Annotated in this window: 24 protein-coding genes and 3 pseudogenes; 13 read left to right on the top strand and 14 right to left on the bottom strand. The window is 66.1% G+C overall.

Features of this window, described 5'->3' with window-relative positions:
* Position 1 precedes the first annotated feature (1 nt).
* The 9 genes from ASF18_RS08340 (at position 2) to ASF18_RS08300 (ending at position 9,094) form a co-directional block, all read left to right on the top strand.
* On the top strand, positions 2-865 hold the full coding sequence (locus tag ASF18_RS08340; RefSeq protein WP_056350772.1) for a protein-glutamate O-methyltransferase CheR: 864 nt from the start codon (positions 2-4) through the stop codon (positions 863-865).
* Complete coding sequence (locus ASF18_RS08335; protein WP_056350770.1) at positions 858-1,262, top strand: response regulator; 405 nt, start codon at positions 858-860, stop codon at positions 1,260-1,262. The genes ASF18_RS08340 and ASF18_RS08335 overlap by 8 nt, the downstream gene beginning before the upstream one ends.
* Positions 1,259-3,532, top strand: a complete 2,274-nt coding sequence (locus tag ASF18_RS08330) for a chemotaxis protein CheA (protein WP_056350768.1) — start codon at positions 1,259-1,261, stop codon at positions 3,530-3,532. Before ASF18_RS08335 ends, ASF18_RS08330 begins: the two co-directional genes overlap by 4 nt.
* Positions 3,532-3,783 (top strand): hypothetical protein, encoded by a 252-nt coding sequence (locus ASF18_RS08325; RefSeq protein ID WP_056350766.1) that lies wholly within the window; start codon positions 3,532-3,534, stop codon positions 3,781-3,783. The genes ASF18_RS08330 and ASF18_RS08325 overlap by 1 nt, the downstream gene beginning before the upstream one ends.
* A gap of 102 nt (positions 3,784-3,885) precedes the next feature.
* Complete coding sequence (locus tag ASF18_RS08320; protein ID WP_056350765.1) at positions 3,886-4,269, top strand: response regulator; 384 nt, start codon at positions 3,886-3,888, stop codon at positions 4,267-4,269.
* Entirely contained in the window at positions 4,266-4,907 is a 642-nt protein-coding gene (locus ASF18_RS08315; RefSeq protein WP_056350763.1) for a chemotaxis protein CheX, read from the top strand. Before ASF18_RS08320 ends, ASF18_RS08315 begins: the two co-directional genes overlap by 4 nt.
* 77 nt (positions 4,908-4,984) lie before the next feature.
* Positions 4,985-7,360: a PAS domain-containing protein gene (locus ASF18_RS08310; RefSeq protein WP_056350761.1), complete on the top strand. Its 2,376-nt coding sequence runs from the start codon at positions 4,985-4,987 to the stop codon at positions 7,358-7,360.
* A gap of 452 nt (positions 7,361-7,812) precedes the next feature.
* Positions 7,813-8,208 (top strand): hypothetical protein, encoded by a 396-nt coding sequence (locus ASF18_RS08305; RefSeq protein WP_056220783.1) that lies wholly within the window; start codon positions 7,813-7,815, stop codon positions 8,206-8,208.
* Positions 8,195-9,094, top strand: coding sequence for a sigma-70 family RNA polymerase sigma factor (locus tag ASF18_RS08300; protein ID WP_056350759.1), 900 nt, complete (start codon positions 8,195-8,197; stop codon positions 9,092-9,094). Before ASF18_RS08305 ends, ASF18_RS08300 begins: the two co-directional genes overlap by 14 nt.
* A gap of 3 nt (positions 9,095-9,097) precedes the next feature.
* Here the strand turns inward: ASF18_RS08300 and ASF18_RS08295 are convergent, their stop codons facing one another.
* The 3 genes from ASF18_RS08295 to ASF18_RS08285 all read right to left on the bottom strand — a co-directional run bounded on the left by ASF18_RS08295 (position 9,098) and on the right by ASF18_RS08285 (position 11,569).
* A complete protein-coding gene (locus tag ASF18_RS08295; protein WP_056350757.1) occupies positions 9,098-9,538 on the bottom strand; it encodes a hypothetical protein in 441 nt (146 codons plus the stop codon).
* 12 nt (positions 9,539-9,550) lie between these two features.
* The gene (locus ASF18_RS08290) at positions 9,551-10,309 is read right to left on the bottom strand and encodes an SDR family oxidoreductase (RefSeq protein WP_056350755.1); all 759 of its coding nucleotides are present in this window, start codon (positions 10,307-10,309) and stop codon (positions 9,551-9,553) included.
* A gap of 312 nt (positions 10,310-10,621) precedes the next feature.
* The gene (locus ASF18_RS08285) at positions 10,622-11,569 is read right to left on the bottom strand and encodes an MBL fold metallo-hydrolase (protein ID WP_056351015.1); all 948 of its coding nucleotides are present in this window, start codon (positions 11,567-11,569) and stop codon (positions 10,622-10,624) included.
* A gap of 525 nt (positions 11,570-12,094) precedes the next feature.
* Between ASF18_RS08285 and ASF18_RS23600 the strand changes: the two genes are divergently transcribed.
* On the top strand, positions 12,095-12,652 hold the full coding sequence (locus tag ASF18_RS23600) for a hypothetical protein (protein ID WP_156649730.1): 558 nt from the start codon (positions 12,095-12,097) through the stop codon (positions 12,650-12,652).
* Between the two features lie 262 nt (positions 12,653-12,914).
* Here ASF18_RS23600 and ASF18_RS08280 read toward each other — a convergent pair whose 3' ends face one another.
* The 9 genes from ASF18_RS08280 to ASF18_RS08240 all read right to left on the bottom strand — a co-directional run bounded on the left by ASF18_RS08280 (position 12,915) and on the right by ASF18_RS08240 (position 21,366).
* Positions 12,915-14,018, bottom strand: a complete 1,104-nt coding sequence (locus ASF18_RS08280) for a HoxN/HupN/NixA family nickel/cobalt transporter (protein WP_056350754.1) — start codon at positions 14,016-14,018, stop codon at positions 12,915-12,917.
* Between the two features lie 147 nt (positions 14,019-14,165).
* Positions 14,166-14,498: a nitrile hydratase accessory protein gene (locus ASF18_RS08275; RefSeq protein ID WP_056350752.1), complete on the bottom strand. Its 333-nt coding sequence runs from the start codon at positions 14,496-14,498 to the stop codon at positions 14,166-14,168.
* Between the two features lie 10 nt (positions 14,499-14,508).
* Entirely contained in the window at positions 14,509-15,132 is a 624-nt protein-coding gene (gene nthA, locus ASF18_RS08270; RefSeq protein WP_056350750.1) for a nitrile hydratase subunit alpha, read from the bottom strand.
* Between the two features lie 132 nt (positions 15,133-15,264).
* The gene (nthB, locus tag ASF18_RS08265) at positions 15,265-15,999 is read right to left on the bottom strand and encodes a nitrile hydratase subunit beta (protein ID WP_056350747.1); all 735 of its coding nucleotides are present in this window, start codon (positions 15,997-15,999) and stop codon (positions 15,265-15,267) included.
* A gap of 11 nt (positions 16,000-16,010) precedes the next feature.
* The gene (locus ASF18_RS08260; RefSeq protein WP_056350746.1) at positions 16,011-16,520 is read right to left on the bottom strand and encodes a DUF1097 domain-containing protein; all 510 of its coding nucleotides are present in this window, start codon (positions 16,518-16,520) and stop codon (positions 16,011-16,013) included.
* Positions 16,521-16,557: 37 nt separating this feature from the next.
* Positions 16,558-17,571, bottom strand: a complete 1,014-nt coding sequence (locus ASF18_RS08255) for a GTP-binding protein (protein WP_056350743.1) — start codon at positions 17,569-17,571, stop codon at positions 16,558-16,560.
* Positions 17,572-17,722: 151 nt separating this feature from the next.
* Positions 17,723-18,760 carry a GlxA family transcriptional regulator gene (locus ASF18_RS08250; RefSeq protein ID WP_162239167.1) on the bottom strand — a complete coding sequence of 346 codons (1,038 nt, stop codon included), beginning with the start codon at positions 18,758-18,760 and terminating at the stop codon, positions 17,723-17,725.
* Between the two features lie 118 nt (positions 18,761-18,878).
* Positions 18,879-20,513, bottom strand: a complete 1,635-nt coding sequence (locus ASF18_RS08245; RefSeq protein WP_082487253.1) for an MFS transporter — start codon at positions 20,511-20,513, stop codon at positions 18,879-18,881.
* 67 nt (positions 20,514-20,580) lie between these two features.
* Entirely contained in the window at positions 20,581-21,366 is a 786-nt protein-coding gene (locus ASF18_RS08240; RefSeq protein WP_082487250.1) for an alpha/beta fold hydrolase, read from the bottom strand.
* A gap of 203 nt (positions 21,367-21,569) precedes the next feature.
* Here ASF18_RS08240 and ASF18_RS08235 point away from each other — a divergent pair, with 203 nt between their 5' ends.
* The gene (locus ASF18_RS08235; protein WP_056350737.1) at positions 21,570-22,931 is read left to right on the top strand and encodes a sigma 54-interacting transcriptional regulator; all 1,362 of its coding nucleotides are present in this window, start codon (positions 21,570-21,572) and stop codon (positions 22,929-22,931) included.
* Between the two features lie 182 nt (positions 22,932-23,113).
* On the opposite strand, the pseudogene ASF18_RS24630 reads toward ASF18_RS08235, so the two are convergent.
* Positions 23,114-23,317, bottom strand: a pseudogene (locus ASF18_RS24630) (alpha/beta hydrolase); the annotation flags it as partial.
* On the opposite strand from ASF18_RS24630, the pseudogene ASF18_RS25165 reads away from it, so the two are divergent.
* Both ASF18_RS25165 and ASF18_RS24620 read left to right on the top strand, forming a co-directional pair.
* A pseudogene (locus tag ASF18_RS25165) lies at positions 23,225-23,698 on the top strand (FAD-dependent monooxygenase); the annotation flags it as partial. The pseudogenes ASF18_RS24630 and ASF18_RS25165 overlap by 93 nt on opposite strands.
* A 65-nt stretch (positions 23,699-23,763) precedes the next feature.
* A pseudogene (locus tag ASF18_RS24620) lies at positions 23,764-23,871 on the top strand (IS110 family transposase); the annotation flags it as partial.
* Between the two features lie 195 nt (positions 23,872-24,066).
* On the opposite strand, the gene ASF18_RS08225 reads toward ASF18_RS24620, so the two are convergent.
* Complete coding sequence (locus tag ASF18_RS08225; RefSeq protein WP_056351011.1) at positions 24,067-25,395, bottom strand: alpha-amylase family protein; 1,329 nt, start codon at positions 25,393-25,395, stop codon at positions 24,067-24,069.
* Positions 25,396-25,533 lie beyond the last annotated feature (138 nt).

Genomic DNA, 25,533 nt, shown 5'->3' with positions numbered 1-25,533 from the left:
CGTGGTCGATACCCCATCGCCGGTCACCGACGCCGACTTCGCGCGCTTCTGCGAGTTCCTCTACCGGCGCACCGGCATCTTGTTCACGCCGGCCAAGCGCTACTTCGTCGACCGCCGGCTCGCCGAGCGCATGCAGGCGACCGCGTCCCGCTCGTTCACGGTATATCTCGCCCGCCTGCGCGCCGACCTGGACGGCGAGGTCGAGAACCTCATCAACGCCTTCACCATCAACGAGACCTACTTCTACCGCGAGGACCACCAACTCCGCTGCCTGACGTCCTCCTTGCTACCGGAACTCGTCGCCCACCGACCGGAAGGATCGACCGTGCGGATCTGGTCGATGCCCTGCTCGACCGGGGAGGAGCCGTACTCGGTGGCGCTCTGGCTGCTGGAGAACTGGCCGGAGGTCGACCGCTACGACATCGAGATCGTCGGATCGGACATCGATACCCGCGCGCTCGCCGCGGCCGAGGCAGGTCTGTACGGTGAGCGCGCTCTGATGCGGTTGAGCCCGGAACTCGTCGCCCGCTATTTCGTGCGCGAGGAGACGCGGCTCGGCCCGGCATGGCGCATCCTAGCGGACTTGCGCGGCTCGGTGCGCTTCACCCCTTGCAACCTGACCGATGCGACGACGATGGCTGTCCACGGCCGCTTCGACGTCGTGTTCTGCCGCAACGTGCTGATCTACTTCGACGACGCCTCCCGGCGGCTCGCGGCGGACAACATCTACGATGCCCTGGTTCCGGGCGGCTTCGTCTGCCTCGGTCATACCGAGAGCATGAGCCGGATTTCCCCGTTGTTCAGGGTCTGCCGCTACGACGACGCCATCGTCTACCGGCGGCCGCGTGAGGGCGAGCATGTCTGACACCGGTTCCCTACGCGTTGAGGCGCCACGCGTGCTCGTCGTCGACGACGGAGCTCTCGTGCGGATGTACTATCGCGGCATCCTTGAGCGGGCGGGTTTCGTGGTGGACGAGGCGCTCAACGGCATCGAGGGGCTGGAGCGCGTGTTGGGCGCGACCTACGACCTCCTCGTCGTGGACGTGAACATGCCGAAGATGGATGGATACAGCTTCCTTCGCGCCGTGCGTGGTCGCGAGCCCCCGATACGTTCGATCCCGTCCTTAATGACCAGCACGGAGGCCGCCGATGGCGACCGGGAAGCGGCGCGGGTCGCGGGCGCGAACTTCTACCTGGTGAAGCCTTTGTCCGAGGACGTGCTGGTCGCGCATGCCAGGGCGCTTGTGGGCTCCTGTCCGTGAACGACCTGCTCGAACAGTTCCTCGACGAGACGCGCGAACTCGTCCTGTCGGCCACCGAGGACCTGTTGGCGCTGGAGGCGGCGCCGGATGATACCGAGGCGGTAAACCGGGTGTTCCGCGCCTTCCACACGCTCAAGGGGTCCGTCGGGCTCTTCGATTTCCCGCCATGGTTCTCGCTCCTGCACGCCGCCGAGGACGGTCTGTCCGCAGCACGGGCCGGGACCCTCGCCGTCGATGCCGCGCTGATTGATCTCTCGCTGGAGACCCTCGACGCGACCGGACGCTGGGCCGACGCCGTCGAGACCGAAGGGACACTGCCGGGGACTGCCGACGCCGAGGGAAGCGTCCTTGCCGGACGATACCGTTCCCTTCTCTCGTCAGGACCGAAGGCTCGCGCGATGGACGCCTCGGCGCTACCGGGCTGGGCGTCACGCCTCGCAGAGCCCCTGCGCGGTGTCGAGGGAAGGCCGCGGATCGCGGTGCGGTACCAGCCTCGCAGTGATTGCTTCTTCTCCGGTGACGATCCCCTCGGCCTCGTCCGGAAGGTCCCCGGCCTGCTCGCCGTCTCGGTCGAGCCGGCGGCGCCGTGGTCCCCGGACGAGGAGTTCGACGCCTTCGCCTGCAACCTCGCCATCGCGCTGATTTCGGATGCGCCTCGCGCCGAGATCGAGACCGTTTTCCGTCTGGTGGGCGATCAGGTCACGGTCGTGGACTTGCCGACCGCGACCGACCAGCGAAACGCGTCGGGCGGGACGATATCGGCTAGCGCACCCGCGATGGAGCCAGTCGTTGCCGCGATACTCGCGGAACAGGTCCGGGTACTGGCCGCAGCGGGAGAGGCGCAAACCGACGCGGGCCGTTTGGAAGCCTGCGCGCGCTCGGCGATGAATACCCTGCGGTCGGCCGGGCGATCCGGTGACGCCGACCGCTGTGGACAGGCACTCGGAAGCGGTCCGGATGCGCTTCGAGCGACCCTCGAAGCCATCCTGACCGACCGGTCAGACGCCGCGTCGCCAACGGATGGCGAGGAGGATCATGGAGCGTCCGAGCCGCTCGGCGGTGACGCGGTCCGCACCCTGCGGGTAGACGCGGCTCGGGTCGACGCCCTCGTCGCGCTGGTCGGCGAGCTCGTCGTCGCGCGCAACGGCCTGGGCTATCTCGCCGCCCGGGCCGAGGCCGGCGAGGATGCGGGCATGCTGGCCCGGGCGATCCGGGAAGCGGATGCGAACATCGGACGCCTCTCGAGGTCGTTGCACCGGAGCGCGATCTCACTCCGGCTCACGCCGCTGTCGAGTGTGTTCCGCCGATTCGGGCGCCAGGTGCGGGACGCGGCGCGCGGCCTCGGCAAGGATGTCGTCCTCGTAGTCGAAGGCGAGGCCGCGGAAGCGGACAAGGGCATCGTCGAGAACCTGTTCGAGCCGCTCCTGCACGTCGTGCGGAACGCGATCGATCACGGGCTTGAGGACGCGGTGAACCGGCGTCAGGTCGGCAAGCCCGAAGCTGGACGCATCTGCCTTGCCGCCGAGCAGGATGGCGACGGCATCGTCGTGTCGGTCTCCGACGACGGGCGGGGGATCGACCCGGCCTTCATCCGGCGCCGGGTCGTCGATCGCGGGCTTCTCCAGCCCGAGGCCGTCGCGAGCATGGATGATGCCGCCGTCACAGAGCTAATCTTCGCCCCCGGTTTCTCGACCGCCGAGAGCGTGGGGGCGCTGTCGGGTCGCGGTGTCGGCATGGATGCGGTACGGGCGGCGGCGGCGCGCATGGGGGGACGCGTCTCGGTCGAAAGCCGCGTCGGCCTCGGTACCACGATCCGCCTGCACCTGCCTCAAACCATCGCCCTGGCACGCATCATGGTCGTCGGTGCGGGCACGGAATCGTATGGCATCGCGATGGACGCCGTCGTGGAGGTCGTACGCAGGCCACGGACGTGCATCCACGCAGTCGCAGGCGGAAACGCGACGGTCCTGCGAGGCCGGACGGTTCCGGTGTTCCGGCTCGTCGAGTTGCTTGGTCGGAGAGATCGTCCCCTCGACGGCGACGATGCGCTACTCTTGGTCGTCCGAGCGAACGGGGAGACGATCGCCGTTGAGGTCGACCGCTTCGAGGACCGCATCGACACCGTGGTCCGGCCGCCTGCGGGCCTCGTCGGGTCCGTGGCGGGCGTGGGGGGGACGACCCTGCTCAGCGACGGCCGCGTGTTGCTCGTGCTTGACCCTGGCGGCATCCTCGCGGACGCGTCGGTACCCGCCAGGGCGGAGGATAGGTGATGGCCGTCGTTCGTCGAGTCGATGCCGGGCCGGGGACGCCGGTACGATTGGAAGGCGTCTGCCCGGTCGAGGACGCCGAGACGCTCGCCTCCCTCATCCTGGAAGACCCGAGTGCACCGGTGGACTGGACCGCCTGCACGCGCATGCACACGGCGGTGTACCAAGTCCTGCTTCGGCTGCGGCCCACCATCCTCGGTACCAGTGGCGACCCGTTCGTCGGCCGCTGGCTGACCCCGCCCAGCCCAGGATAACCCAACGCCACCGATACTTACGGCTTTGACTGGGGATGGTCCCGACGCATAGTGCCCGGCATCCTCATGCCTTCAATCGAAATCAGGGCACCATCGCCTTTCATGCCGACCACAGTCCTCATCGTCGACGACAGCAAGCTCGCCCGCCTTGTCGCCGCCAAGCTCCTACGCCAGCTCAAGCCGGACTGGGAGGTGGCGGAGGCGGCCAACGCCGATGCGGCGATGGCCGTCATGGACGAACGTCAGGTTGACGTGGCGCTGCTCGACTTCAACATGCCGGGAAAGGACGGCCTCGAATTGGCCGCCGACCTGCGGGCATCCAGACTCCACATGCCCATCGCCGTGGTCTCGGCGAACATCCAGGACGAGATCATCGCACGGGCCCGAAGCGTCGATGCCACCTTCCTGCCGAAGCCCCTCACCGAGGAGGCGCTCGCGGGCTTCCTGTCGGGTGCCGCGCTCAGGTTGCGCAGGACGGCCTCGTGACGACGGCCACCGTCGACCTCACGGAACTGCAGCGCGACGCCTTCACCGAGCTCGTGAACATCGGGGTTAGCAAGGCCGCCGCGAGCCTGCGAAAGATGATCGGCGTCCAGGTGCTCCTCTCTGTGCCGGCCGTGGAGATCGTGTCGCAGGCTCAGGCAGCGCGCATGATCGGCGAGCGCGAGGCGTCCGAACTCGTCGTGGTCCAACAGGACTTCACGGGCGCCTTCGCCGGACGCGCCCTCCTGATCTTCCCTCAGGAGAACGGGCGTGAGCTCGTGCGTGCGGTGGCCGGGGAGGAACTCACACCGGAGGAGGTGGCGGAGCTTGAGGACGAGGCCCTCACCGAGACCGGCAACGTCATCCTCAACGGATGCCTCGCCACGATGGCGAACCTGCTGCAGCGAACCCTGACGATGTCGCTGCCGGAGGTCATGCGGGGCGACGGACCCCGGATCTTCCGGACGGTCGGCCACGACGGGACCGACGCGCTTGTCCTGTTCCTCTACATCAACTTCGCGGTGCGGGAGCGCGACATCCGTGGCTACATCGCCATGCTCATGGACCTGCCCTCGCTGGAAAGCCTCAAGGTGTTGATCGACGAATTCGTCGAACGTGCAATCGGTGAGACGGAAGCGTGACGGAAGACCCGGGAGGCGCAGGCATCGAACCGCATCGATCCGAGGAGCTTGGTTCGCTTCGCCAAGCAACGGATGAGATGCGTCGCTTGGCTGGCCCGTTCATCGCTGCGCTGGAACTCATCCGCCAGCCGATGGTGGTCACGGACCCGCGCCTTCCGGACAATCCCATCGTCTTCGCAAACCGCTCCTTCCTGTCGTTGACAGGGTACGACTCAACCGAGGTCCTTGGACGCAACTGCCGATTTCTCCAGGGTCCCGACACGGACCCGGCTTCCGTGGCGCTCGTTCGAAGCGCGGTCGCAGGGCACAGGGAAATCAAGGTCCAGATCCTCAACTACCGCAAGGACGGCGGTACGTTCTGGAACGAGCTCTATCTCAGCCCGGTCTTCGACGAGACCGGTAGGCTCATGTACTTTTTCGCCTCCCAGGTGGACGTCACGCCCTCGCGCCAGGGGGCGGTCGCGCGAGAGCGACTGGCTAGTATCGAGCGGCGCTTGGCCGAAGCGCAGCGTCAACTCAAGATCACCGTCGCGGCGGCGGGTATCGCCGGGACCTGGGCTTGGGACATTCCGGGAAAGCGCCTCCACGTCGACGAACGCTTCGCCCTGCTCAACGGGATCGAACAGGATGTAGGCACCGATGGCGTTCCAACCGGCGCCTTCTTCAACCGCATCCATTCGCAGGACCTACCGAGGGTGCGCCTGGCGGTCAGCGGCATCCTGAATGGCGCCGAGGTCTTCGATAGGGAATATCGCCTCCAGGCACCGGACGGAGCGATCCGCTGGGTCCATGCCCGCGGACGGTGCGATTATGACGCCGACGGCAACCCCTTACGCTTCACCGGCGCCCTCGTCGAGATCACCGAACAGAAGCGGGTCGTCGAGCGATTGCGCATCGCCCAGACCGCCGGCCGCATCGGGACGTTCGAGTTCGTACCGGGGTTCGCCACCGTCGAAGTCTCTCCCCAGTTCTGCGCCCTCCTTGGCGTCGTCCCAGCGGTCAATCTGTCGGTTAGCGCAGTCAACGCCCTTGTCATCGACGGTGGTCCCTTGCTGGATCCGGGCCTCCGCGAGGCCGGGGAGCTTCCCTACGCCGAGATGCGTATCCGGCTGGCGGACATGGGCGAGACGCGCTGGCTCGCCCGGCGTGGCGAGGCCGTTCGCGACGACGAATCCTCCGAATTGCGACACGTCGGCGTGATCTACGACGTGACCGCGACGAAGGCGTCCGAGGTCGCCTTGCGAGAGATGAACGACACCTTGGAGGCCCGCGTCCAAGAGGCCATCGCCGAACGCGAGCAGGCCGAGGAGCAGTTGCGCCAGTCCCAGAAGATGGAGGCCGTCGGACAGCTGACCGGGGGGATCGCGCACGATTTTAACAACCTGCTCACCGGCATCGTCGGGTCACTCGACCTGATGCAGACCCGCATTAACGAGGGCCGCACCGAAAATCTGTCACGCTACTCCAACCTCGCCATGGCCTCGGCGCAACGGGCCGCAGCGCTCACCCATCGCCTTCTCGCGTTCTCGCGCCAGCAACCGCTTGAGGCGAAGGCCGTCGACGTGAACCGGCTCGTTGGGTCCATGGACGACTTGCTGCGCCGCACGCTCGGTGAGCGCGTCCGCCTTGAGGTCGTGGTCTCGGGTGGCCTTTGGCTGACCCTCTGCGACCCCAACCAGTTGGAGAACGCCCTCCTGAACCTTGCCATCAACGCCCGTGACGCGATGCCGGAAGGGGGCAGGCTCATCATCGAGACGGTGAACAGCTTCCTCGACGACGCCTACGCCGCACGCGAGATCGGGGTCCGAGCCGGGCAGTACGTCTGCGTCTGCGTGACCGATACGGGCACGGGTATGCCTCCGGACGTCATCGCCAAGGCGTTCGATCCGTTCTTCACAACGAAGCCCATCGGGCAGGGCACCGGCCTCGGACTGAGCATGATCTACGGATTCGCCAAGCAGTCAGAGGGCAACGTCAAGATCTACTCGGAGGCCGATAAAGGGACCTCGGTGAAGCTCTACCTGCCACGGTTTTTCGGTGAGTTCGAAGAGCCTGGCACCACCAGGGGCGAGACGCCCCGTGCCGAACTTGGCGAGACGGTCTTGGTTGTCGAGGACGACGATACGGTACGAACCCTCGTCGTCGAGGTGCTAGGTGAACTCGGCTACGCCACCCGGGAAGCGCCCGACGGACCTTCCGGTCTCCGCATCCTGCAGTCGGACGCGCGCATCGACCTCCTGGTCACGGATGTCGGTCTGCCTGGGCTCAACGGCCGACAGCTCGCGGACCAGGCCCGAACCGGGCGGCCGGACCTGAAGGTGCTGTTCATGACAGGCTACGCGGAGAACGCCGCCTTCGGTGCAGGCCACCTCGCACCCGGTATGCAGATGATCACCAAGCCTTTTCCGGTCGAAGGACTTGCGAGCAAGATCCGCTCGATCATCGAAGCATAAAGGTCGCCTGGTTACCCAGATACGCTTGACGCCAAAAATCGAGCTTGTAGGCGCCAATGGACATACGGGTTAATCAATCGTCCATGGCAGAACGTCAGCTTTCCGCGTCCTACGAACCGTAAGCAGACAGACTGAAAACCACCCAACCCGGTCGCAGAACAGACGGGCGGGTCCCGACCCAATGTCGCCATTGATGGCCACGTCCGGGCATCTCGAAAGCGGTCGTTCGTCGGTGGACATCGTCGCGGTCGGGGCTTCCCCGGGCTCTGTGGCATAGCTTGAGCGAGTGCTTCGTAGCCACGCTCGAAAATCGGGTCTGGCAGACGGTGTTCAGGGACAGGAGTGGTGCAAGGCCGAGGTTCCGAAAGGTGCTACTCGGAAACTTGCACCCCATGTCACATCGGGCCGCAGTGCATCGTCACTCACGTGAAGCAATCACGTGGGAGAGCTCGATGATCAGGACGATTCCGGTACTCGCCGCCATCCTCGGCGCAGGCCTGGCCGGAAACGGCATCTTCATGCTCTCCTCGCCCGAGGCATGGTACTTCGCGGTGCCGGGCGTGACGACGACTGGCCCCTTCAATCAGCACTTCCTGCGCGATATCGGTCTGATCTTCGTGTTGATCGGGTTGGGTTTCGTGTACGGGGCCGTGAGACCCGGATTGCGTGTCCTACTCTGGTGCATGGGTGCGATCTGGCTCTCGGGCCATGCGCTGTTCCATTTCTGGGAGGTTGCGGTGGGCATCTGCGGGCCGGAGGTTCTGTCCCGAGACTTCCCCGCGGTGACGCTTCCTGCGCTTATCGCGGTCGCCCTCAGCGTCTGGTCGTTCCGCCATGCCGACCGTTGATGATCCGACCCGCGTCTTCGAGCAGGAACGGGCGCGGCTCGTCCGACTTGCCTACCGCATGCTCGGGTCCCTCGGCGAAGCCGAGGACGTCGTACAGGACGCTTGGCTGCGCTGGCGCCACGTCGACCATTCCGAGGTTACCTCAGCCGGCTCTTTCCTGTCGCGGACGGTGACGCGTCTCTGCCTGGACGTGATGAAGTCCGCGCGGGTCCGGCGTGAGACCTATGTCGGCACATGGCTACCCGAGCCTGTCGCCCTCGTCCCAGACGAAGCCCCTGGCGACGATCTCACTCTCACGCTGATGCTGGCCCTTGAGCGGCTTTCACCGCTTGAGCGGGCGGCCTTCATCCTGCACGACGTCTTCGCGGTCCCACTCGCCGAGATCGCGGCCACCCTCCAGCGTGAACCACCGGCGGTCCGTCAGCTCGCCGCAAGGGCCAGGAAACACGTGCAGGCCGCACGCCCGCGCTTTCCTGTCGAGCGGGAAGAGGGCGCGCGCATCGCGAAGGCCTTTTTCGAGGCATCGGCGACCGGCGACATTGCGGCGCTACGCAGCATGCTCGCCGATGCCGTCGTCGTACACTCCGACGGAGGCGGAAAGGTTCTCGCCTTCCCGCGGCCGATCATCGGCATCGACAAGGTCACGCGCATGTTCGAGGGGGCTGCGCGCAAGGCGTGGATCCAGCATGCCCGGAAGCTGCAGGACCTCTGGATCGACGGCCTGCCGGGCTATTTCAGCCTGGAGCCCGGTGGAATGCTCCAGACCGTCGCTCTGGACATCCAAGGTGGATTGATCGTCGGCATCTACTTCACCCGGAATCCAGACAAGCTCCAGCGAATGGCGAAGTTGTTCGGAGGATCCGAGACAGTGCCGACGCCTCACTGAGCCTCAACGGCGGGCGATTGCCAGTTCCCTGCGGCAAACGGTTGAGAACGCGCAGAGCGGGTCGAGGCCGCTATCGTGGCGGATGTCCGCGAAGGCGGCGAGATCCTTGTTCGGGGCGAAGTAGGTCTCGCCGATGCGTTGCATGACCCGCTCGGCTTCCTGGAGCGTGTCCGGCTCTCCGAAGAGCCGGATCTTGTTCACGATGGCATAGAGCGCCACCAGCTTGGCCGGGTCGTCGAGTTCGTGCCGGAAGGCATCGCCGAACAAGGTCGACGCCTCCCGGATGAACTCGCCATAGAGAGCTTCCCGTCGCGCGCGGTCCTGCACCAGGAGGGTTGCGCGCTCCTGGCTGTGTTGGGTCAGCCACGTGGTCGCGAAGGAGGCCATCGCGCCGATGGCCGACCCCGCAAGCGCGGAGAGCGCCGAGATGTAGGCCGCATCCATTGGCGGCAGGTCTCAGGCCGCTCGCTTCGGCTGTCCCGCCAGCCATTCGCCGTAGCGCCGCTGCGAGAGCCACGCGTCACCCGTGGGCGTCAGCCAGGGGCCTCCGAGAACCACCCCGAAATACGCGGCCGTATCGTCCGTGATGACGTCCCGGGGCTCGCCGATGCCGTCGAAGTGGCGCCTCACCAGCTCGGCCATCGGCAAACGCTCAGGGCCGGCGACTTCGATCATGCCGTTTCGGGGTGGCGCCAACGCGGCCTCCGCGACCTTCGCCGCAACGTCGGCCGACGCGATGGGCTGGATCGACGCGGAGGTCACGCGCGCGGTGCCGTCGATGATCGAAGCTCCGGCAATCGCCGCGACGAACTCGAAGAACTGCGTGGCGCGGACCAACGTCCAGGGCACACCCGCCGAGGCGATCAACTCCTCCTGAGCGAGCTTGGCGCGGAAGTAGCCGCTGTCGAGCAGGCGCTCGGTTCCGACCACCGAGAGCGCGACGTGATGCGAAACGCCCGCGGCCTTCTCGGCCTCAGCCAAATTCTGTCCAGCGCGGACGAAGAAGTCCATTGCTGCGTCGTCGGCGAAGGAGGGTGAGTTGGCGACGTCGATTACGACATTCGCGCCCTGCAGGGCTTCCGCCAAGCCCTCGCCCGTCACAGCGTTCACCCCCGTATTGGGCGAGGCCGCGAGCACCTCGTGTCCAACGCTCCCTAGGGTGGTGACGACCTGCGAGCCAATCAGCCCGGTGCCGCCGATGACGACGATCTTCATGTGACGCTCCTTTCAAGTCCGACCCCAGCGGGCCGGTTGCAGCGATGACGAGGAGCGCACTTGTCGTGTGACATAGACGGGCGGATTCGATGCTATCGACTTCGACCCGGCGAGGGCTTGACCTTCCGGGATATTCCGGCAGTCGACGGCCCAGACTAAAAAAGCCGTTCCGGGATGAGCCTTCCGGAACGGCACGCGACCTCACGGAAGCGCGTCCTCGGAAGAAATTTCGGGGATGAACAAGTGGCGATGGGTCATCTGTGTGCCGGTGCTCGTCGAATGGAGCGCCGGGCCAGCACGGACCCCTTGCAGTCAGTAGTCCCAGAAAACGGGAATCCAGCGAAAAGCGTCGCCATCGACCGCGACCCGACCAACCGACGGGAACGGCAGGTGCGTGGCGATCAACTGCTCGCCGGTCGCCGCCAATTCTCGCAGGAGCCGAACGCGAACACGCTCTGCCTCCTCGGGATCGTGTTCGAAGCCGTTGTGCCAGTCGGGATGCTCGAACCCGACCGAGAACACGGCGTCACCGGCGAACGTCAGCCTGTCGCCGCCGGATGCCAGGCGGACCACGCTGTGTCCCGGGGTGTGGCCGCCGGTACGAAGCACGACGACCCCTGGCGCGACCTCGTGTTCCTCTTCGAAGAGACGAATTTGACTACGGTACTCTCGCGCAAACCGCTGGGCTGCCGCTCGAAGTGCCTCAGGGAAACCCTCTGGCATGTTGACGTGAGTGAAATCCGGCGCCTCCCAGAACCTGACCTCGGCAGCCGCCACGTGGATCCGCAGGTCCGAGCGCAGTCGCTCTTTCACGCCATCGACGAGGAGCCCGCCGACATGGTCCATGTGCATGTGGGTAAGCACCACGTCGGTCACGGACCCTAGGTCAATGCCAACGGCGTCCAATCGCCTGACCAGTTGTCCAGCCCGCGGCAGGTTCAGGTTCGGATCCAGCCCCAACCCAGCGTCTATGAGAATAGTCTGGTCTCCACTGCGAACCAGGACCACGTTCAACGACCAGTCGAACGCGTCCTGCGGCAGGAACATGTCCTTCAGCCAGACAGCCCTTACGGCCGGTTCGACGTTGTGCCCCAGCATCTTGGTCGGGAGCGGCAGCACCCCATCGCTGACGACCAGCACGTCGATTTCGCCGATCCGGACCGCGTAGCGCGAGGGCACCAGCTCCTCGCTCCCCGTACGCGAAAGGCCACTCGGTTCCGGATCGGTCCGCCCAGCGTTGGCAGGTGTCACAATAGTCATCGTCATCCCTTCTGTGATACGCGCGTGCATCTGTTTCGGCGGTCGCAATACGCGCGTCATGCCACAGGGACGAGATTGCGTTGGCAGATGTGACATGAGCGATGGAAAATAGAATTTAGAGGCGATCTTCGCTTCCATGCATCGCCACCCCAAAATGGGCCGGCAGAAACTCGACCGTCACGGTCGCAGACCTGACCGGCAGGTCTCGACCCAACTCAGTCGCCCGGATCGCCGTCGGCGCTTTTTGAAAACGGCCGTTCGTCGGTCGTCCGTCAGATTTGGCTCGGGGTGGTGAGCAGCAATTCGGTCCCCGTCGCAAAGAGTAACTCCGGCTTGGCGTCTACATCGGCAATTCGGTCTCTTGATTTAACTGCCCCGCAGCCGAAGTTGTGCGTGGATGGTAGATTTCGTGGAACTCAGCAGCAAAAGCTTGATACATCCGAGGTTTTCGGCTGATTTTGGCTAAATGCACACCACGTAGTATATACAAATATTACATCAAACCACATCTGAGGAATGTTTTATATGATACGCGATGATTTGAGCAGTAAGCTTATTCATCTAACAAAGGGAGAGCCGGAAGCGGCGTTGCATAATCTACTTGATATTTTGAGGGACCAAGCATTGAAAGGCGGGACAGGCTACATCATGGGGGCTCATCAATGTGTCTGTCTCAGTGAAGCACCCATCTCGAAGATTGGCCATCTAATCGCTAACGGCTTTCCCAGATTTAAGTATCGGCCTTATGGCGTTATGTTCGATAAAAAGTGGGTTTATGAACAGGGAGGTTTGCCTGTAATATACCAGCCCGCAAGAGAATACGACGTTCTACCTGAAGAGAAGAAACACCTTCACGTGACCTACGACCTGAGCGGAGATGCGCCTGTAGATTTTACCTGGGAACGGGAGTGGCGTCTCAAAACTGATAAAATGACTTTCAATCCGGAAGATGTTACGGTTATCATTCCCAATAGATGGGTACTAAATACCATACGAGAAGTTTATGTTGGAGATAAGCCTGATCCACTGCACTATCTGGTCCTCGAAGACCTGGGGATACATGTCGACCATGGCCTTTTTTAATAAATTCCTTTCGCCAGCGGCGCCATCGAAGCTAATATGAAAAGCAAAAGCCGCTCTCATGTGGGCTTTTGCGCTAAACAACGAGCAGTGTGGTAATAAGCAGACCGTCCGAATGGGCGAGATGGGTCGCGAACGGTCTTAATCGGCTATGTCCGCTTCCTTGCATCCGCATTCCGGAAGCAGACCAGCATAGATCCACCCATCCCTGCCGTGGCGCAAGCGAAAGGGGCTCGCCGAGCCTTATCGGGTGAGCCCCGAGGGATCAGGCACCTTCGCGAACCACCACCATGCTGCCCGTCCCTGGGTGCGGCTCGATGGCGTCGGCATCGGAACGGGACGCCCCGGCCCGGCGGTGCATGATCCAGGACATGGCCCAGGCCAACGCGAAAGCGCCGACGATCCCGAATCCAAGCGTGTCGTAATGGTCGGAGATTCCACCGAGCCAAGCCCCGATCCCGCTGCTCGACCCGAACTTATCGACGACGAGATCGAGGGCCTCGTAAGTCCCTATTCCCAAGGCGACCACGACGGACAGGAAGGTGACGATCAGGTTGTAGAGCATCTTCCGCTTCGGCTGCACGAAGGCCCAGCTGTAGGCGCCGAGCATCAGGACGCCGTCGGTGGCATCCACCAGCGTCATGCCCGCGGTGAACAGGGCGGCGAACACGAAGACGAGCCGAAGGTCAGCCCCGCCCCCGGCCTGGGCCGCGGAAAGGCCGAACAGGCTGATTTCCGTGGCGGTCTCGAAGCCGAGCGCGAACAGCAGGCCCAACGGATACATGTGCCAGGAACGGGTGATCAGCCGGAACAGGGGACGCAGCAACCGGGTGAGGACGCCATGACGGGGCGGCATGCCTTCGGTATCCCGTCGCTCGTCCCCCTCGCCGCGGCGCAGGCGCAGGAATGAGCGGAACACGCCGGCGAGGACGACGCAATTGACGAGGCCGATGAGGATTAGGAACGTCGCGGACACGCCCGTCCCCACCAGGCTTCCGAGCTCCCGGTATCGCCCGGGGACGTCGAGCATGCTGGTCGTGGCGAGCGCGACGAACGCGGCCGCGGCCACGACGACGGTGGAATGCCCAAGCGCGAACCAGAGCCCGACCGCGACGGGTCGCTCGCCCGCCTGCATCAGCTTGCGGGTGACGTTGTCGATGGCCGCGATGTGGTCCGGATCGACCGCGTGCCGCAGCCCGAGGACGTAGGCCAGGACCGCGGTCGAGAGTAGGGCGGCGTTGCCCGCGAAGAGGTCGTACGCCCAGGCCCACGCCGCGACGTTGGCGGAAATCAGGAACAGGTACAGGGCGCCGATACGACGCCCTGTCGAGCCGCGCGGACCCTGGTCGGTGGAAATGCTGAGGATCAAGGGCTCGCTCCGATTGGCTTCGTCCGCCGCAGCTCGACGCAAGTCCCTGTCATCGGCGCGTTTCCAGATGCCCCGACGCGGGTCGGCGCACAGGCGTTCCGTTTCGTCGGACGACGGATCCCCCCGGCACGCATCCCGTCCGATGCTTCAACCCGTGGCCTGGCCTGCGTGTGCGCCCGTCGCGGGTTCGGGCGGGACCTGGGTCCCCATCACGCGTTCCAGGGCGTTCAGCCAGCACTCGTAGTAGTCCCAATCCAGGTCGTCACGGGCGTGGGACACCTCCCATGCCGTGATCTCGGCGATCAGGCACTGCCTGAACTCCTCCCATTCGAAGTGCCCGTCCCGGGCCAGCGCGACGGCGAGGCCGAACGCCTGCCGCTCCCACGGCTGGTGGAAGCAGAGGCCGCCATTGGCCTTAGGAGGGGCATCGGACTGCCCCATCATGCTGGCGAGGGCAAAATGCTCGAAGCTCGTCTGCATGGCAGCTGGCCTACGCGGCCTTCGGCAAGGCGACGGCCACGCCCATCATCGTCTCGGGCGTGACGAGCGCCGCGAGCTCGTCCTCGCTCAGGCCCTGGGTGCCGTCCGGCCGCTCCGGTACCACGAACCAGCGGATCTGGGCCGAGCTGTCCCAGGTCCGGATCTCCTTCGACGGCTCGACCTCCAGCCCGAACTCCTTGAGCACCGCCCGCGGCTCGCGTGCCGCCCGGGCGCGGAAGGACGGGTCCTTGTACCAGTAGGGCGGAAGACCCAAGACCGGCCAGGGGTAGCAGGAACACAGCGTGCAGATGATGAGGTTGTGGACGTCGGGCGTGTTCGCGACGGCCCGCATGTGCTCGCCCTCAGCCCCGGCCGCGCCGGTCGGCAGCCCGAGCTGGGCCACAGCCGCCATGGTGTCGGTCACGAGCAGGGCCTTGAAGGCGTCATCGACCCAGGCCCGGGCGACGAGCTTGGCGCCGTTGAAGGGACCCATCTCGGTCGCGAAGGTCTCCATCACCTTATCCACGGTCTTGTCGGTGATGACGCCCTTCTCGATCAGCAGCGCCTCCAGCGCCCGAACGCGCGCCGCGTTGCGCTCCTCGCGGTCATGCGGATAGGCGAAACGATCAGTCATGGGATTCCTTCCTTCTCGATACCGGGTCGCCGCCACCGACGAAGGGGGCGGGAGGGGCGACGTTCCGCGGACGGTCGCCGGGCGGATGCAGGGATGGACCTCGACGGGCCGGGCTCGTCGAGGAGGACGGGCTCAGGCGGCGGCCTGCTGCTCCAGCGGGCGCAGGTAGGCGTCGAACAGGTCAGCGTAGATGACGAAGCCCGGCTCGGCGTTGCCCGGCCACAGGTGCTGCGGGTCGAACTTGATGCAGTAGACCGGCATCGCCGGACCGATGCCGTCGGGGCCGGTCGAGCACAGGTAGCTGAACGCGTCGTCGTAGACGGTCTCGACGACGCCGACCTTGTTGCGTAGGTAGCCCGGCAGGCGGGTATGCTCCACGCTCGGCGGGTCGCCGATGAGGACGGCGTCGCCGACGGCGAAGCGCGGCTTGTCCGCCCATTGGTGCCAGGGCGAGTCCCCGTCGATCAGGTACTTGTGGATGCGGTCGTCGACCTCCGGGGTGCCGCCGGACGGCAGGGGCTTGGCCGGATCGGCGAGGTACTCGTCCGTGCGGGCGTCGAGCTCGGCTTGGGTGATGTAGCCGTTCGCGACGAAGTAGCCCGAGATCCCCCCAAGCCATTTCTCGTAGTAGCGGTACTTGAAGTAGTCAAACGGGTTCATGGCCTCCGCGCCCTTGCGCAGGTCCGCCCAGGTCCAGACCGTCCTGAAGGTGCTCGACGTCTGCGGCAAATTCAGCTGGGAACTTAGCGCCATCATCGCGGTGTGGATGCCGAAGATGCGCTCCTCCCAGGGCTCGACGAAGACGCGCAATTCAGGTGCGACGGGGTCGAGGCCTTCGAGGCCGCCGAGGGTATGCTGAAGTTTCATGTGACCTCCGTTTAGCGAACGGTTGCGGGGGCGGTGGAACGCTGGGTCAGGGCCTGCGCCAGCATCTCGGAGACGATGCCGAAGAGGGCTCCCACCAGCATCGAGAACCCGGCGACGAGGGTGGGATGGGTGATGTCCCCGTCGAGCACGCCGTGGCCGGTCGCCTGGGTCGTGCCGACGAGGGAGGCGAAGCCGAAGACGATGGCCGGCGGATACCCGAGGAAGCCTGCCGAGGCTGCGAGGATCATGAGGCCGCTGCCGACACCCACCGAGAGGGCGGCGACGACGGGCGATTCCGGTGCGAACGAGATCACCAGCAGGCACAGGCTCGCGATGACGATGCCGGTCCAGTTAGACGCGACCGACTTGACGAGCCCGGGGACGCCGCCGCCGCAGGCGAAGAACGAGGCCCAGGCGATGAAGGTGACCCAGACGGGGATCGGGAGGGCGGTCGCCGTGAGGTAGGTGTCGACGCCTCCGAGGACGGCGATGCTGGTGGCGAGGGCGAGCGTGGGGGACATTCGAGGCACTCCTGTCGGAACGGGGCGAGACGTGTCTTCAGGCGGCGGCTGCCCGCCTCGCGATGCAGGCGCGGACCTCTCCCTCGATTGCGGTCCGGTCGAGGTTGCGCCCGATGAAGACGATCTCGCCGCGACGCACCTCCCCCTGCCGCCAGGGGCGCCCGGGCCGGCCGTCCAAGGTCATGTGGACGCCGTGGAAGACGTAGCGGCGCGCCTCGCCCTGTACGGGGACGATGCCCTTGATCCGGAAGATGTCGGAGCCCTTGGCCTGGACGAAGCCGTTCAGCCACTTGAAGAACGTCGACGGATCGAGGTCGTCCTCGATTGTCAGCGCGACGCTCGTGATGGCGTCGTCGTGCTCGTGCTCCAGGTCGGACAGCAGCTCCGGCTCGATGGCGAGGGCGTTCTTCAGGTCGAAGGCGCGGATGCCGAGCACCTCGGCGGCCGGGACCGTCGCGTCGCGGACGCGCAGGATGCGCGCGAGGGGATTGAGGCGGCGTAGGTCAGTTTCGCGGAGGGCGAGCGTCTCCTCGTCGACCAGGTCGGTCTTGTTGAGGATCAGGAGGTCCGCGAAGGCGATCTGCTCACCCGCGATGTTCTCGCCACCGGCCGCCTCGGCCTCCTCGCCCATGGCGAGCCAGAGGGGATTGTGGAGCGCATCGACGACGGTGACGAGCGCGTCCAGTTCCGTGCTTTCCCGCAGCCGCTCGTCGAGGATGAAGCTCTGGAGGACCGGCGCCGGGTCGGCGAGCCCAGTCGTCTCGATCAGGATGCGACGGACCGCTTGCGGCTGCGCCAGGAGGCGCTCGATGGTCGAGACGAGATCCGCCCGCACCGTGCAGCAGATGCAACCGTTGTTGATCTCGATGACGTCCTCGTCGACGCCGACGACGAGCTGGCCGTCGATGCCGACCGCCCCGAACTCGTTGACGATGACGGCGGTCCCTTCCGCACCCTCCTGGGCCAACAGCTGGTTCAGGAGCGTGGTCTTGCCCGAGCCGAGGAAGCCCGTGAGGACCGTGACCGGGACTTTGCCGTTGGTCTCCGACATCAGATACGTTCCTTGGAAGTCTTCAGGTTTCGGGAGCGAGGCTAGGACCGCGGATCGATGGTAGCCAGCATGAAGACGCGGCAGTTCCTGCCAAACGGGATGCAGATCTAGACGGCTGGTTCGACTTGGCGCGGGCTTGGGCATCCTCTGCCTAACGGGTGCGCAGGGCAGCCAAGCCGGTCTGTTCGGTTTGCGCGTCGAGGCTCCGCGCGGCCCCCTGGAAGCGCTGCCGATAATCGCCCGGCGCGATCCCGAGGTGGCGCAGGAAGGCGCGTCGCAGGGTGTCGGTCGACCCGAAACCGCATCGATGGGCGACCTGCTGGATGCTCGTCGCCCCCGACTCGATGAGGCTTCGGGCGGCCTCGACGCGTGCGGCCTCGACGTACCGGGCCGGGGTCGTCTGCAGTTCCTCCCGGAACAGGCGCATCAGGCTTCTCTCGCTCATGGCCGCATGGCGGGCTATACGGGCCAGGGAGAGGTCCGCGGACAGGTTGGAAAGGACGAAATCCGAGATGCCGCCGAGTTGGGATTGCTCGGAGCTGGCCCCGCTGTAGTTCACGCTGAACTGCGATTGCCCGCCCGGCCGGCGCAGGAACACGATCAGCGCCCGGGCGACGGCGAGCGCGACGCCGGAGCCGCAATCCTGCTCGATGAGGGCGAGCGCGAGGTCGATGCCCGCGGTGACGCCGGCCGAACTGTAAATGTGCTCGTCGCGCACGAAGATCCGGTCGGGTTCGACCTGGACCCCTGGATAGCGCGCCGCCAACGCGCCAGCGTATTGCCAGTGCGTGGTCGCGCGCCGACCCTCCAACAGCCCCGCCGCGGCCAGAGTGAAGGCGCCGTTGCAGATGGAGACGATCCTGCGCGTCGTCGGGGCCTTCCTGACGAGCCAGTCCCTCAGGGCGGGATCCTGCGTCTCGTCCTGGATGTCGGGGCTGCCCACCACGAGGAGCGTGTCGAAGACCTCGCTCGCCTCGTCGATGAGCCGGTCCGGGAGGACGCGAAGGCCGGACGAGGCGAGGATCGGTCCCGGTGCGGTGCCGAGCAGGGAGACGGCGTAGCGGACCCCCGCATCGGGTATCCGGCCCACCTGCGCGAACGTATCCACCGGACCGATGATGTCGAGGGTCTGCGATCCGCCCGGGGCGACGATGCCGACGTTGATCACACGGCGTTCGAAGTCTGACATCGGGTTCACCGGGCCGGGGCGCGAGCGATGCGAGAAAGCCTCGGCCGGGGAAGCCGAAGCCGCCCCGGCCGGAAGCGTGTGCCGGTCGCCCGGGGACCGGGCGCCGGGGATGGTGCCGTCAAAGACGTGCGGTGTTGGTCTCGCGCAGCAGCAAGGCCCCGATGAGCGCGGTGCTTGCGGCGATGGCGACGGTGTACCCAAGGCCCGCGAAGACATCGCCGGCGCTCACCACCATCGAGGCGGCGATCAGAGGGGCGAAGCCGCCGATCCACCCGTTGCCGAACTGCAGGGCGACCGACACGCCGCTGTAGCGGATGTGGGTCGGGAAGAGTTCGACCAGCATGGCCCCAAGCGGCCCGTAGACCATGGTCGCCAGGAAGACGAGGACGAACAGCAGCGCCACCATCATCGGGGCGTTGACCTGCGCCGGGTCCGCCTTCAGCGGCAATCCCGCCTCGACGAGGGCGGCCTTCAGGACCGGCTCGTCGAATCCCTCGAACGTGCGGTCGCCCAGGCGCAGGGTGAACCCGTCACCCGACGCGACGGTGTACGGCACGGCGTAGGCCGTCAGGAACGACTTCGCCTTCGAGCAGGGCGTGGTCTTCGCCGGCGAGAACAGTTGCGTCACGATGGATTGCTCGGCGATGCAGTCGGCGCCCTGGAGCGCCACCGTGTGGCTTGCCCGGAACGCCGCGAGGCGCGGGTTGCCGTAGGTCATCAGCCCGTTGAAGATCGGGATGAAGAGGATCGCCGACAGGGCGCAGCCTGCGATGACGATCCACTTGCGGCCGATGACGTCGGACAGCCAGCCGAAGATCACGAAGAAGGGCGTCGCCAGCACGAGCGCGACCGTCAGGTAGATGTACGCCGTGCTCGCGTCGAGGCGCAGCGTATTGGTCATGAAGTACAGGCTGTAGAAGTGACCGGTGTACCAGATCACGGCCTGGCCCGCGACGGCGCCGAAGATCGCGACGAGGACGATCTTCAGGTTGCGCTTCTCGCCGAGGACTTCCTTGATCGGGTTCTTCGAGGTTTTCCCCTCCGACTGCATCTGCTTGAAGACGGGGGATTCATGCAGCTTCAGCCGGATGTAGAGGGAGAGCAGCAGCAGGCCCAGGGAGCCGACGAACGGGATGCGCCAGCCCCAGGAAGCGAAGGCCTCGGGGGACATCGCGTTGCGGCACGCGAGGATGGCGAGGAGGGAGAGCAGGAGGCCGCCGGTCGCGGTGATCTGTATCCAGCTCGTGAGGAACCCGCGACGCTTGGGCGAGGCGTGCTCCGCCACGTAGGTGACGGCACCGCCGAACTCGCCGCCGACCGCCAGTCCCTGCAGCAGGCGAAGGGAGACGAGGATGACCGGGGCCCACCACCCGATCTGGGCGAAGGTGGGCAACAAGCCGACGACCGCCGTCGCCACGCCCATGATCAGCATGGTGACGAGGAACGTCACCTTGCGGCCGACGACGTCCCCGAGACGGCCGAACACGAGGGCGCCGAACGGCCTGAGGACGAATCCGGCCCCGAAGGTGGCGAGCGAGGCCAGGAAGGCCGCGGTTTCGTTGCCGGGCGGGAAGAAGAGCACCCCGAAGAAGGCGGCGAGGCTTCCGTAGATGAAGAAGTCGTACCACTCGAACACGGTGCCGAGGGCGGCGGCGAGCACGACGCGACGGGTCCCGGCGGGATCGTGGACCCCCGGGGCCTGGTGGAGCGCGGCGCCTTGGCCGCCGTTCGGTGTGATGGCACTGGTCGACATCGGTATCCCCTCGATCTTCGGATTTCGGCTTTTGGGTGGAGCGCGCCTTCCCGGTCCGGGGCTGACGTCAGTGGGATGCGTGGCGGCCGAGGAACTCGCCCAGGACCGCGTTGAAGGCTTCCGGCTGCTCGATCATCGGGAAGTGCGCCGCATCGGGGATCACCGAGAGCATGCTGACGGGAATGCCGTCGGCGAGCGCACGGGACTGGTCCGGCGGCGTGATGGCATCCTCGGCGCCGACGACCACGAGCGTCGGGACGGCGATGGAGGCGAGCTCGGACCTGCTGTCGCTGTCGTTCAGGGACCGGATGGCGGCGCGCGCGACGTGGTCGGGGGTCTGGATGACCTCGTTCTTCGCCCATTCCACGAGCGTGGCGGAGGCGCAGGCGGCGAAGGACCGTTCGATGACGTTCTGGCTCGCCTTCGCGACGCCGACGCTGCCGATGGCGGCGAGGACGTTGTCGACCTTCACGTCGGGTCCTAGGCCGTGCGGCGTCGCGCCGACCAGCACCAGGGTCGTGACGCGGTCGGGGTTCTTCAGGGTGAAGCGCTGGGCAATCGTCCCGCCCATGGACAGTCCGACGAGGACGCACGTCTTGATTTCGAGGGCGTCCAGTACCCGTTCCACGTCCGCAACGAACGCGTCGATGGTATAGTGCCTATCAACCGGATGCGGGGAGACGCCATGCCCCGGAAGGTTGATGCGGACGACCTTGCGATTTTCCGAGAACGGCTCGACCTGTTCCTTCCAGAACTCGGCGGTAGTCGTAAATCCGTGCACGAAGACAATCTCGGGACCATGGCCCGTAATCTCCACGGCGCAATCGCCGATCAATCTCCGTTCGATCTTCATCACGCCGATCCTCCAAAGGGCTCTTGACCCGCGGACACGGCGCAACTCGGAAGCCAGATCGGCATAGTTTTGTGCTTGTGCTTCAACCCTCTGAAAAGGCTAATCTATTCGGTTGATTTCCTCACGTGATGACGCATTGACGTCACCAGCCGACAGGTCTTAGGATCGCATTTATGAGACGCCTGTCGCAGATCTGATACGTCATGTCCCCGTTGCTCGCCTGGCCCTCGGCCGGAACGGATGACGCGCAGATGCTGCGCCTCCTGCTGGACCACGTTTCGGATTGCCTCGTCGCCGTCGACGGCGCCGGGATGATCGTCCTGATCAACCGCCCCTACTGCACGCTGCTGGGTGGCAGCGAGGAGGACTTCCTACGCAGGCACATCACCGAGGTCATCGGTCCCCAGACGCGCCTCCATCTCGTCGCCCAGGGCGACAAGCCTATGTCGCCCTATCCCTTGGAGGTGCGGGGTCAGAAGCTGCTGGCGCGGCAGGTGCCCGTCCTGAAGGACGGGAAGCCGGTCGGGGCCATCGGCATCGCCCTGTTCTCCAGCCCCTCGGCCCTCCGGCGCGCGTACCAGCGCTTCGAGAGCGCCGTCGCGGTCCAGGCCCCTACGGCGACTTGGCGGGCGAAGTTCGATCTCCGTGACATCGTCGGGAATGACCCAGCGATGGAGGAGTGCAGGTCACGGCTGAGGCGGGCGGCCGAAACGGACTTCCCGGTGCTCATCGACGGCGAGACCGGGACGGGCAAGGAACTCGCGGCCCACGCCCTGCACGCCGCGTCGTCCCGGTCCGGCGGACCGTTCGTGTCGGTCAACTGCGCTTCCATTCCCGCCGAACTCATCGATTCCGAATTGTTCGGTTACGAGGGTGGCGCGTTCACCGGCGCGGCGAGCGCCGGCAAGGTCGGGAAGGTCGAGCTCGCCTCCGGCGGCACCCTTTTCCTCGACGAGATCGGCGACATGCCGCTGCGCCTCCAGGGCAGCCTGCTCAGGGTGCTGCAGACCGGGGAGATCGTACGGGTCGGCGGAACGAGGCCGATCCCGGTGGACTTCAGGCTGGCCTGCGCCACGCATCGGACGCTTGAGGACCGATTGGCGGCGGGAGCCTTCCGAAGCGACCTGTTCTACCGCGTCGCCGTCCTCCGCGTGCGGATGCCCGCCCTTCGCGAGCGCGCCGACCTGACCATGCTCGTCGGCGCGCTGCTCGGCCGGATTTGCGAGACGAGCGGAGCCACGGCCAGGGAACTCACAACAATGCAGATGGACCGGTTGAGGTCCCATCAATGGCCGGGGAACGTTCGCGAACTCGAAAGCGTGCTTTCCCGATACCTGGTGATGGGTGAGATTGAGATCAGCAAGATCCCCGGCGCCGGTCCCGTCGTCGAGGAGGCGCCGACCGGTAACCTGAAGGCGCTGACCGATCGCCAGCGCGCTCAGGTTGCCGAGGAAGAACTCGGCAAGGCCGGCGGCGATGTCGAGGAGGCCGCCCGCCGGCTTGGTATCAGCCGGTCCCAGTTTTATCGCATACGATCTACGGGGCGCCGCACGCACCCTGGATGACAGGTTCCAGTGATTTGGCCGCCAAGGAATTTTCCTGCGATTTCGATCCCTCCTACCGCCCTCAATCGGCGACTTCTATCTGTGTCATCCGGGCCGCCGAGCAGGGCCAGGGCACAGGCGGAGAGGGTTCGTAGGCGCGTCGGATACATGGTGTCTCCATGACGGATGTCCTCGGGGAGGGGTCAGGCCGGCCTGACGACCGTGCGCAACCAAGCCTCGCACCAGCCCGGCCACTGCGCGCTGGGCGTGCCGGGCCGGCCCATGCCGAAGCCGTGGCCGCCGCTCGGGAGAGCATGCGCCTCGACCCGCACGCCGGCGCGTTCGCAGGCCTGGGCAATGATCCGGCTGTTGGCGATGTCCGAGATCGGGTCGTCCTCGGCCTGCGTGTCCGTCTCGACGATCGAGAGCCTCGACCGCCGCGGTCTGCTGGACGAGGTCCAGGCCCACGCAGCGAGCCGTGCCACGCCCGGACGGCGCATTTCCTGAAGCAAACCCGCCGTCCGGGCGGTCACTTCGCCGGCATCCAGTTCTTCCACGACCGGATCGACACAGCGCGCTGGCCCCATCGCCTTCCCGGCCCGGTCAGCAACCTGGCTACTGAGATGACAAGCATCGAAGCCGTGCTGGCCGCGCGGGCGGAGGCGTCGGGCGTCACGGTCCTGCGGGGCGTGGGGGTCGAAGGCTTCAGCCAGACGGACGAGGCTGTCGTCGTCCAGGCGGGTGGTCGAGCGTTCCGAGCCCGCTGGCTCGTCGGCTGCGACGGCGCCCGCAGCGTGGTGCGCAAGGCGGCAGGCATCGGCTTCGCCGGCACCGAGCCCGAGTTCACACCCATGGGGTGCCGGCGGTCTGTATCGAAACCCGTCGCACCAATGCGGCCATTGGCGCCATGCCGTTCAGGACCGATCGCGGGGATGCGCGCGGCATCGCGCCGTTGATGCGCATTGCAGGGGCGAAAACCCCATTGCCGAAACCATTGCCGAAGCAGTTCGGATCAGAATTCCTAAGTACCTACAACGGTTTAGTTCTACGGATGAAATCTCCTCTGGAAATCCTTCTGGGTCGAGAGGGATTCCTTTTGTGCTCACGACACGTTCCCCCCGGTCCTGGGCGGCGCCAGGCTGTCGAACGGCAAAGATCAAATCGCCAGGACGGCCCAGCCCTGGGGGCCGAGGCTCACCCGAGCATCCGGCGTTCCGGGCGCTGCCAGCGACGCCTCCCCGGCCTCGACGATGCGCGCATTCGGCGCCGGCAGGAGCAGGCCGGCCTCGGCGAGGTTCAGGGCGAGGAGGAGGTGCTGGGTTCCGTCACCCACCGCGAGCACGAGCTGTTCGTTGGTCAGGTGGAGCGTCCGCGTGCGGGCGCGGTGCAGCCAGGGATGCCGGTGCCGCAGGGCGATCAGGGTCTGGTGCAGACGGTAGATCGGCCAGCCATAGGGGGCGAGCCCGGCGGGCGTGTCCGGGAAAGCCGGCCGGATCGCATCGTCCCCGCCGACACGCTCCTCCTTCACGCCGCGGAAGGCCTGCTCGTCGCCCGCATAGATCGAGGGTGTGCCGCCGCAGACCAGCAGGATCGCGAGGGCCTGGGGGAGGTGGCGCTCGTCGGCGAGGCGGCTCGCGATCCGCGTGACGTCGTGGTTGCCCACGAAGGTCAGCGGCACGAAGGTGTCGAGGAAGCCGTTGTGGCGGTCGAGCGCATGGGCCAGTTCGAACAGGTTGCGGTCGTTGAGGGCGCTCCAGATGGCTTTCCAGAGCTCGTACTGGGTCACCGCATCCAGGCCGGTGTCGCGCACGATGGCGGCGTAATCCCCGTGGATGACCTCGCCGACGAGGTAGGCGTCCGGATGGACCGACCGCACACGCGCCAGGACGTCGGACCAGAAGCGCCGGGGCACGGCGTAGGCCGCATCGAGGCGCCAGCCATCCACCCCCAGGGCGAGCCAATGCGTCATGACGGAGACGACGTAATCGGCTACGGCGGGTGCGTCGTGGTTCAACGTCACGAGCTGCCGGTGTCCCTCGAAGCAGGCGTAGTCCGGCTCCGTGCCCGGATCGGTGCCCCGGGGCCAGGACAGCCGGAACCACGCGGCCCTGGGCGCCTGTGGCCCTTGCGCCAGAACCTCGGCGAAGGCGGGATGGTCGCGGCCGACATGGTTGAAGACGCCGTCGAGAAGCACGCGCAGGCCCCGCGCATGGGCGGCCTCGATCAAGGCGACGAGATCCGCCTCGTCGCCGAGCCGCGGATCGACCCGGAAGGGGTCGATCGTGTCGTAGCCATGGGTCGAGGCGGCGAAGACCGGTCCGAGGGCCAGCCCCGTGGCGCCGAGCTCGACGGCATAGTCGAGCCACGCCTGGACATGGCCCAGGCGATGCACGACGGGAGCGCCCTCGACGGTCTCGGATTCGGCTCCGACGAAGCCGAGCGGGAAGACCTGCCACCAGATCGTGTGTTCCAGCCAATCGGGCACGGCACCGCCTTGTTCCAGGAGTTGCAGGGAAACCCGCCGCTCGGGTCGGCGGTCCACATCCGAGCGGTGTTCGCCCTTCACAAGTTCGCGTTGAACCGATCGTCGCGTTCGAAAGAGCCGGTCCGATGTGACGCTTTC

This window comes from Methylobacterium sp. Leaf89 (genome assembly GCF_001422215.1).
Taxonomy (GTDB): domain Bacteria; phylum Pseudomonadota; class Alphaproteobacteria; order Rhizobiales; family Beijerinckiaceae; genus Methylobacterium.
This window is presented reverse-complemented; position numbering and strand designations above follow the sequence as displayed.

Coding starts and splice junctions, on each gene's coding strand:
- ASF18_RS08235 (WP_056350737.1), top strand. CDS start 21,570: ATGTCCCCGTTGCTCGCCTGGCCCTCGGCCGGAACGGATGACGCGCAG.
- ASF18_RS08335 (WP_056350770.1), top strand. CDS start 858: ATGTCTGACACCGGTTCCCTACGCGTTGAGGCGCCACGCGTGCTCGTC.
- ASF18_RS08250 (WP_162239167.1), bottom strand. CDS start 18,760: ATGTCAGACTTCGAACGCCGTGTGATCAACGTCGGCATCGTCGCCCCG.
- ASF18_RS08310 (WP_056350761.1), top strand. CDS start 4,985: ATGCGTCGCTTGGCTGGCCCGTTCATCGCTGCGCTGGAACTCATCCGC.
- ASF18_RS08240 (WP_082487250.1), bottom strand. CDS start 21,366: ATGAAGATCGAACGGAGATTGATCGGCGATTGCGCCGTGGAGATTACG.
- ASF18_RS08275 (WP_056350752.1), bottom strand. CDS start 14,498: ATGCAGACGAGCTTCGAGCATTTTGCCCTCGCCAGCATGATGGGGCAG.
- ASF18_RS08300 (WP_056350759.1), top strand. CDS start 8,195: ATGCCGACCGTTGATGATCCGACCCGCGTCTTCGAGCAGGAACGGGCG.
- ASF18_RS08245 (WP_082487253.1), bottom strand. CDS start 20,513: ATGTCGACCAGTGCCATCACACCGAACGGCGGCCAAGGCGCCGCGCTC.
- ASF18_RS08305 (WP_056220783.1), top strand. CDS start 7,813: ATGATCAGGACGATTCCGGTACTCGCCGCCATCCTCGGCGCAGGCCTG.
- ASF18_RS08290 (WP_056350755.1), bottom strand. CDS start 10,309: ATGAAGATCGTCGTCATCGGCGGCACCGGGCTGATTGGCTCGCAGGTC.
- ASF18_RS08255 (WP_056350743.1), bottom strand. CDS start 17,571: ATGTCGGAGACCAACGGCAAAGTCCCGGTCACGGTCCTCACGGGCTTC.
- nthB (WP_056350747.1), bottom strand. CDS start 15,999: ATGAAACTTCAGCATACCCTCGGCGGCCTCGAAGGCCTCGACCCCGTC.
- ASF18_RS08285 (WP_056351015.1), bottom strand. CDS start 11,569: ATGACTATTGTGACACCTGCCAACGCTGGGCGGACCGATCCGGAACCG.
- ASF18_RS08295 (WP_056350757.1), bottom strand. CDS start 9,538: ATGGATGCGGCCTACATCTCGGCGCTCTCCGCGCTTGCGGGGTCGGCC.
- ASF18_RS08260 (WP_056350746.1), bottom strand. CDS start 16,520: ATGTCCCCCACGCTCGCCCTCGCCACCAGCATCGCCGTCCTCGGAGGC.
- nthA (WP_056350750.1), bottom strand. CDS start 15,132: ATGACTGATCGTTTCGCCTATCCGCATGACCGCGAGGAGCGCAACGCG.
- ASF18_RS08320 (WP_056350765.1), top strand. CDS start 3,886: ATGCCGACCACAGTCCTCATCGTCGACGACAGCAAGCTCGCCCGCCTT.
- ASF18_RS08325 (WP_056350766.1), top strand. CDS start 3,532: ATGGCCGTCGTTCGTCGAGTCGATGCCGGGCCGGGGACGCCGGTACGA.
- ASF18_RS23600 (WP_156649730.1), top strand. CDS start 12,095: ATGATACGCGATGATTTGAGCAGTAAGCTTATTCATCTAACAAAGGGA.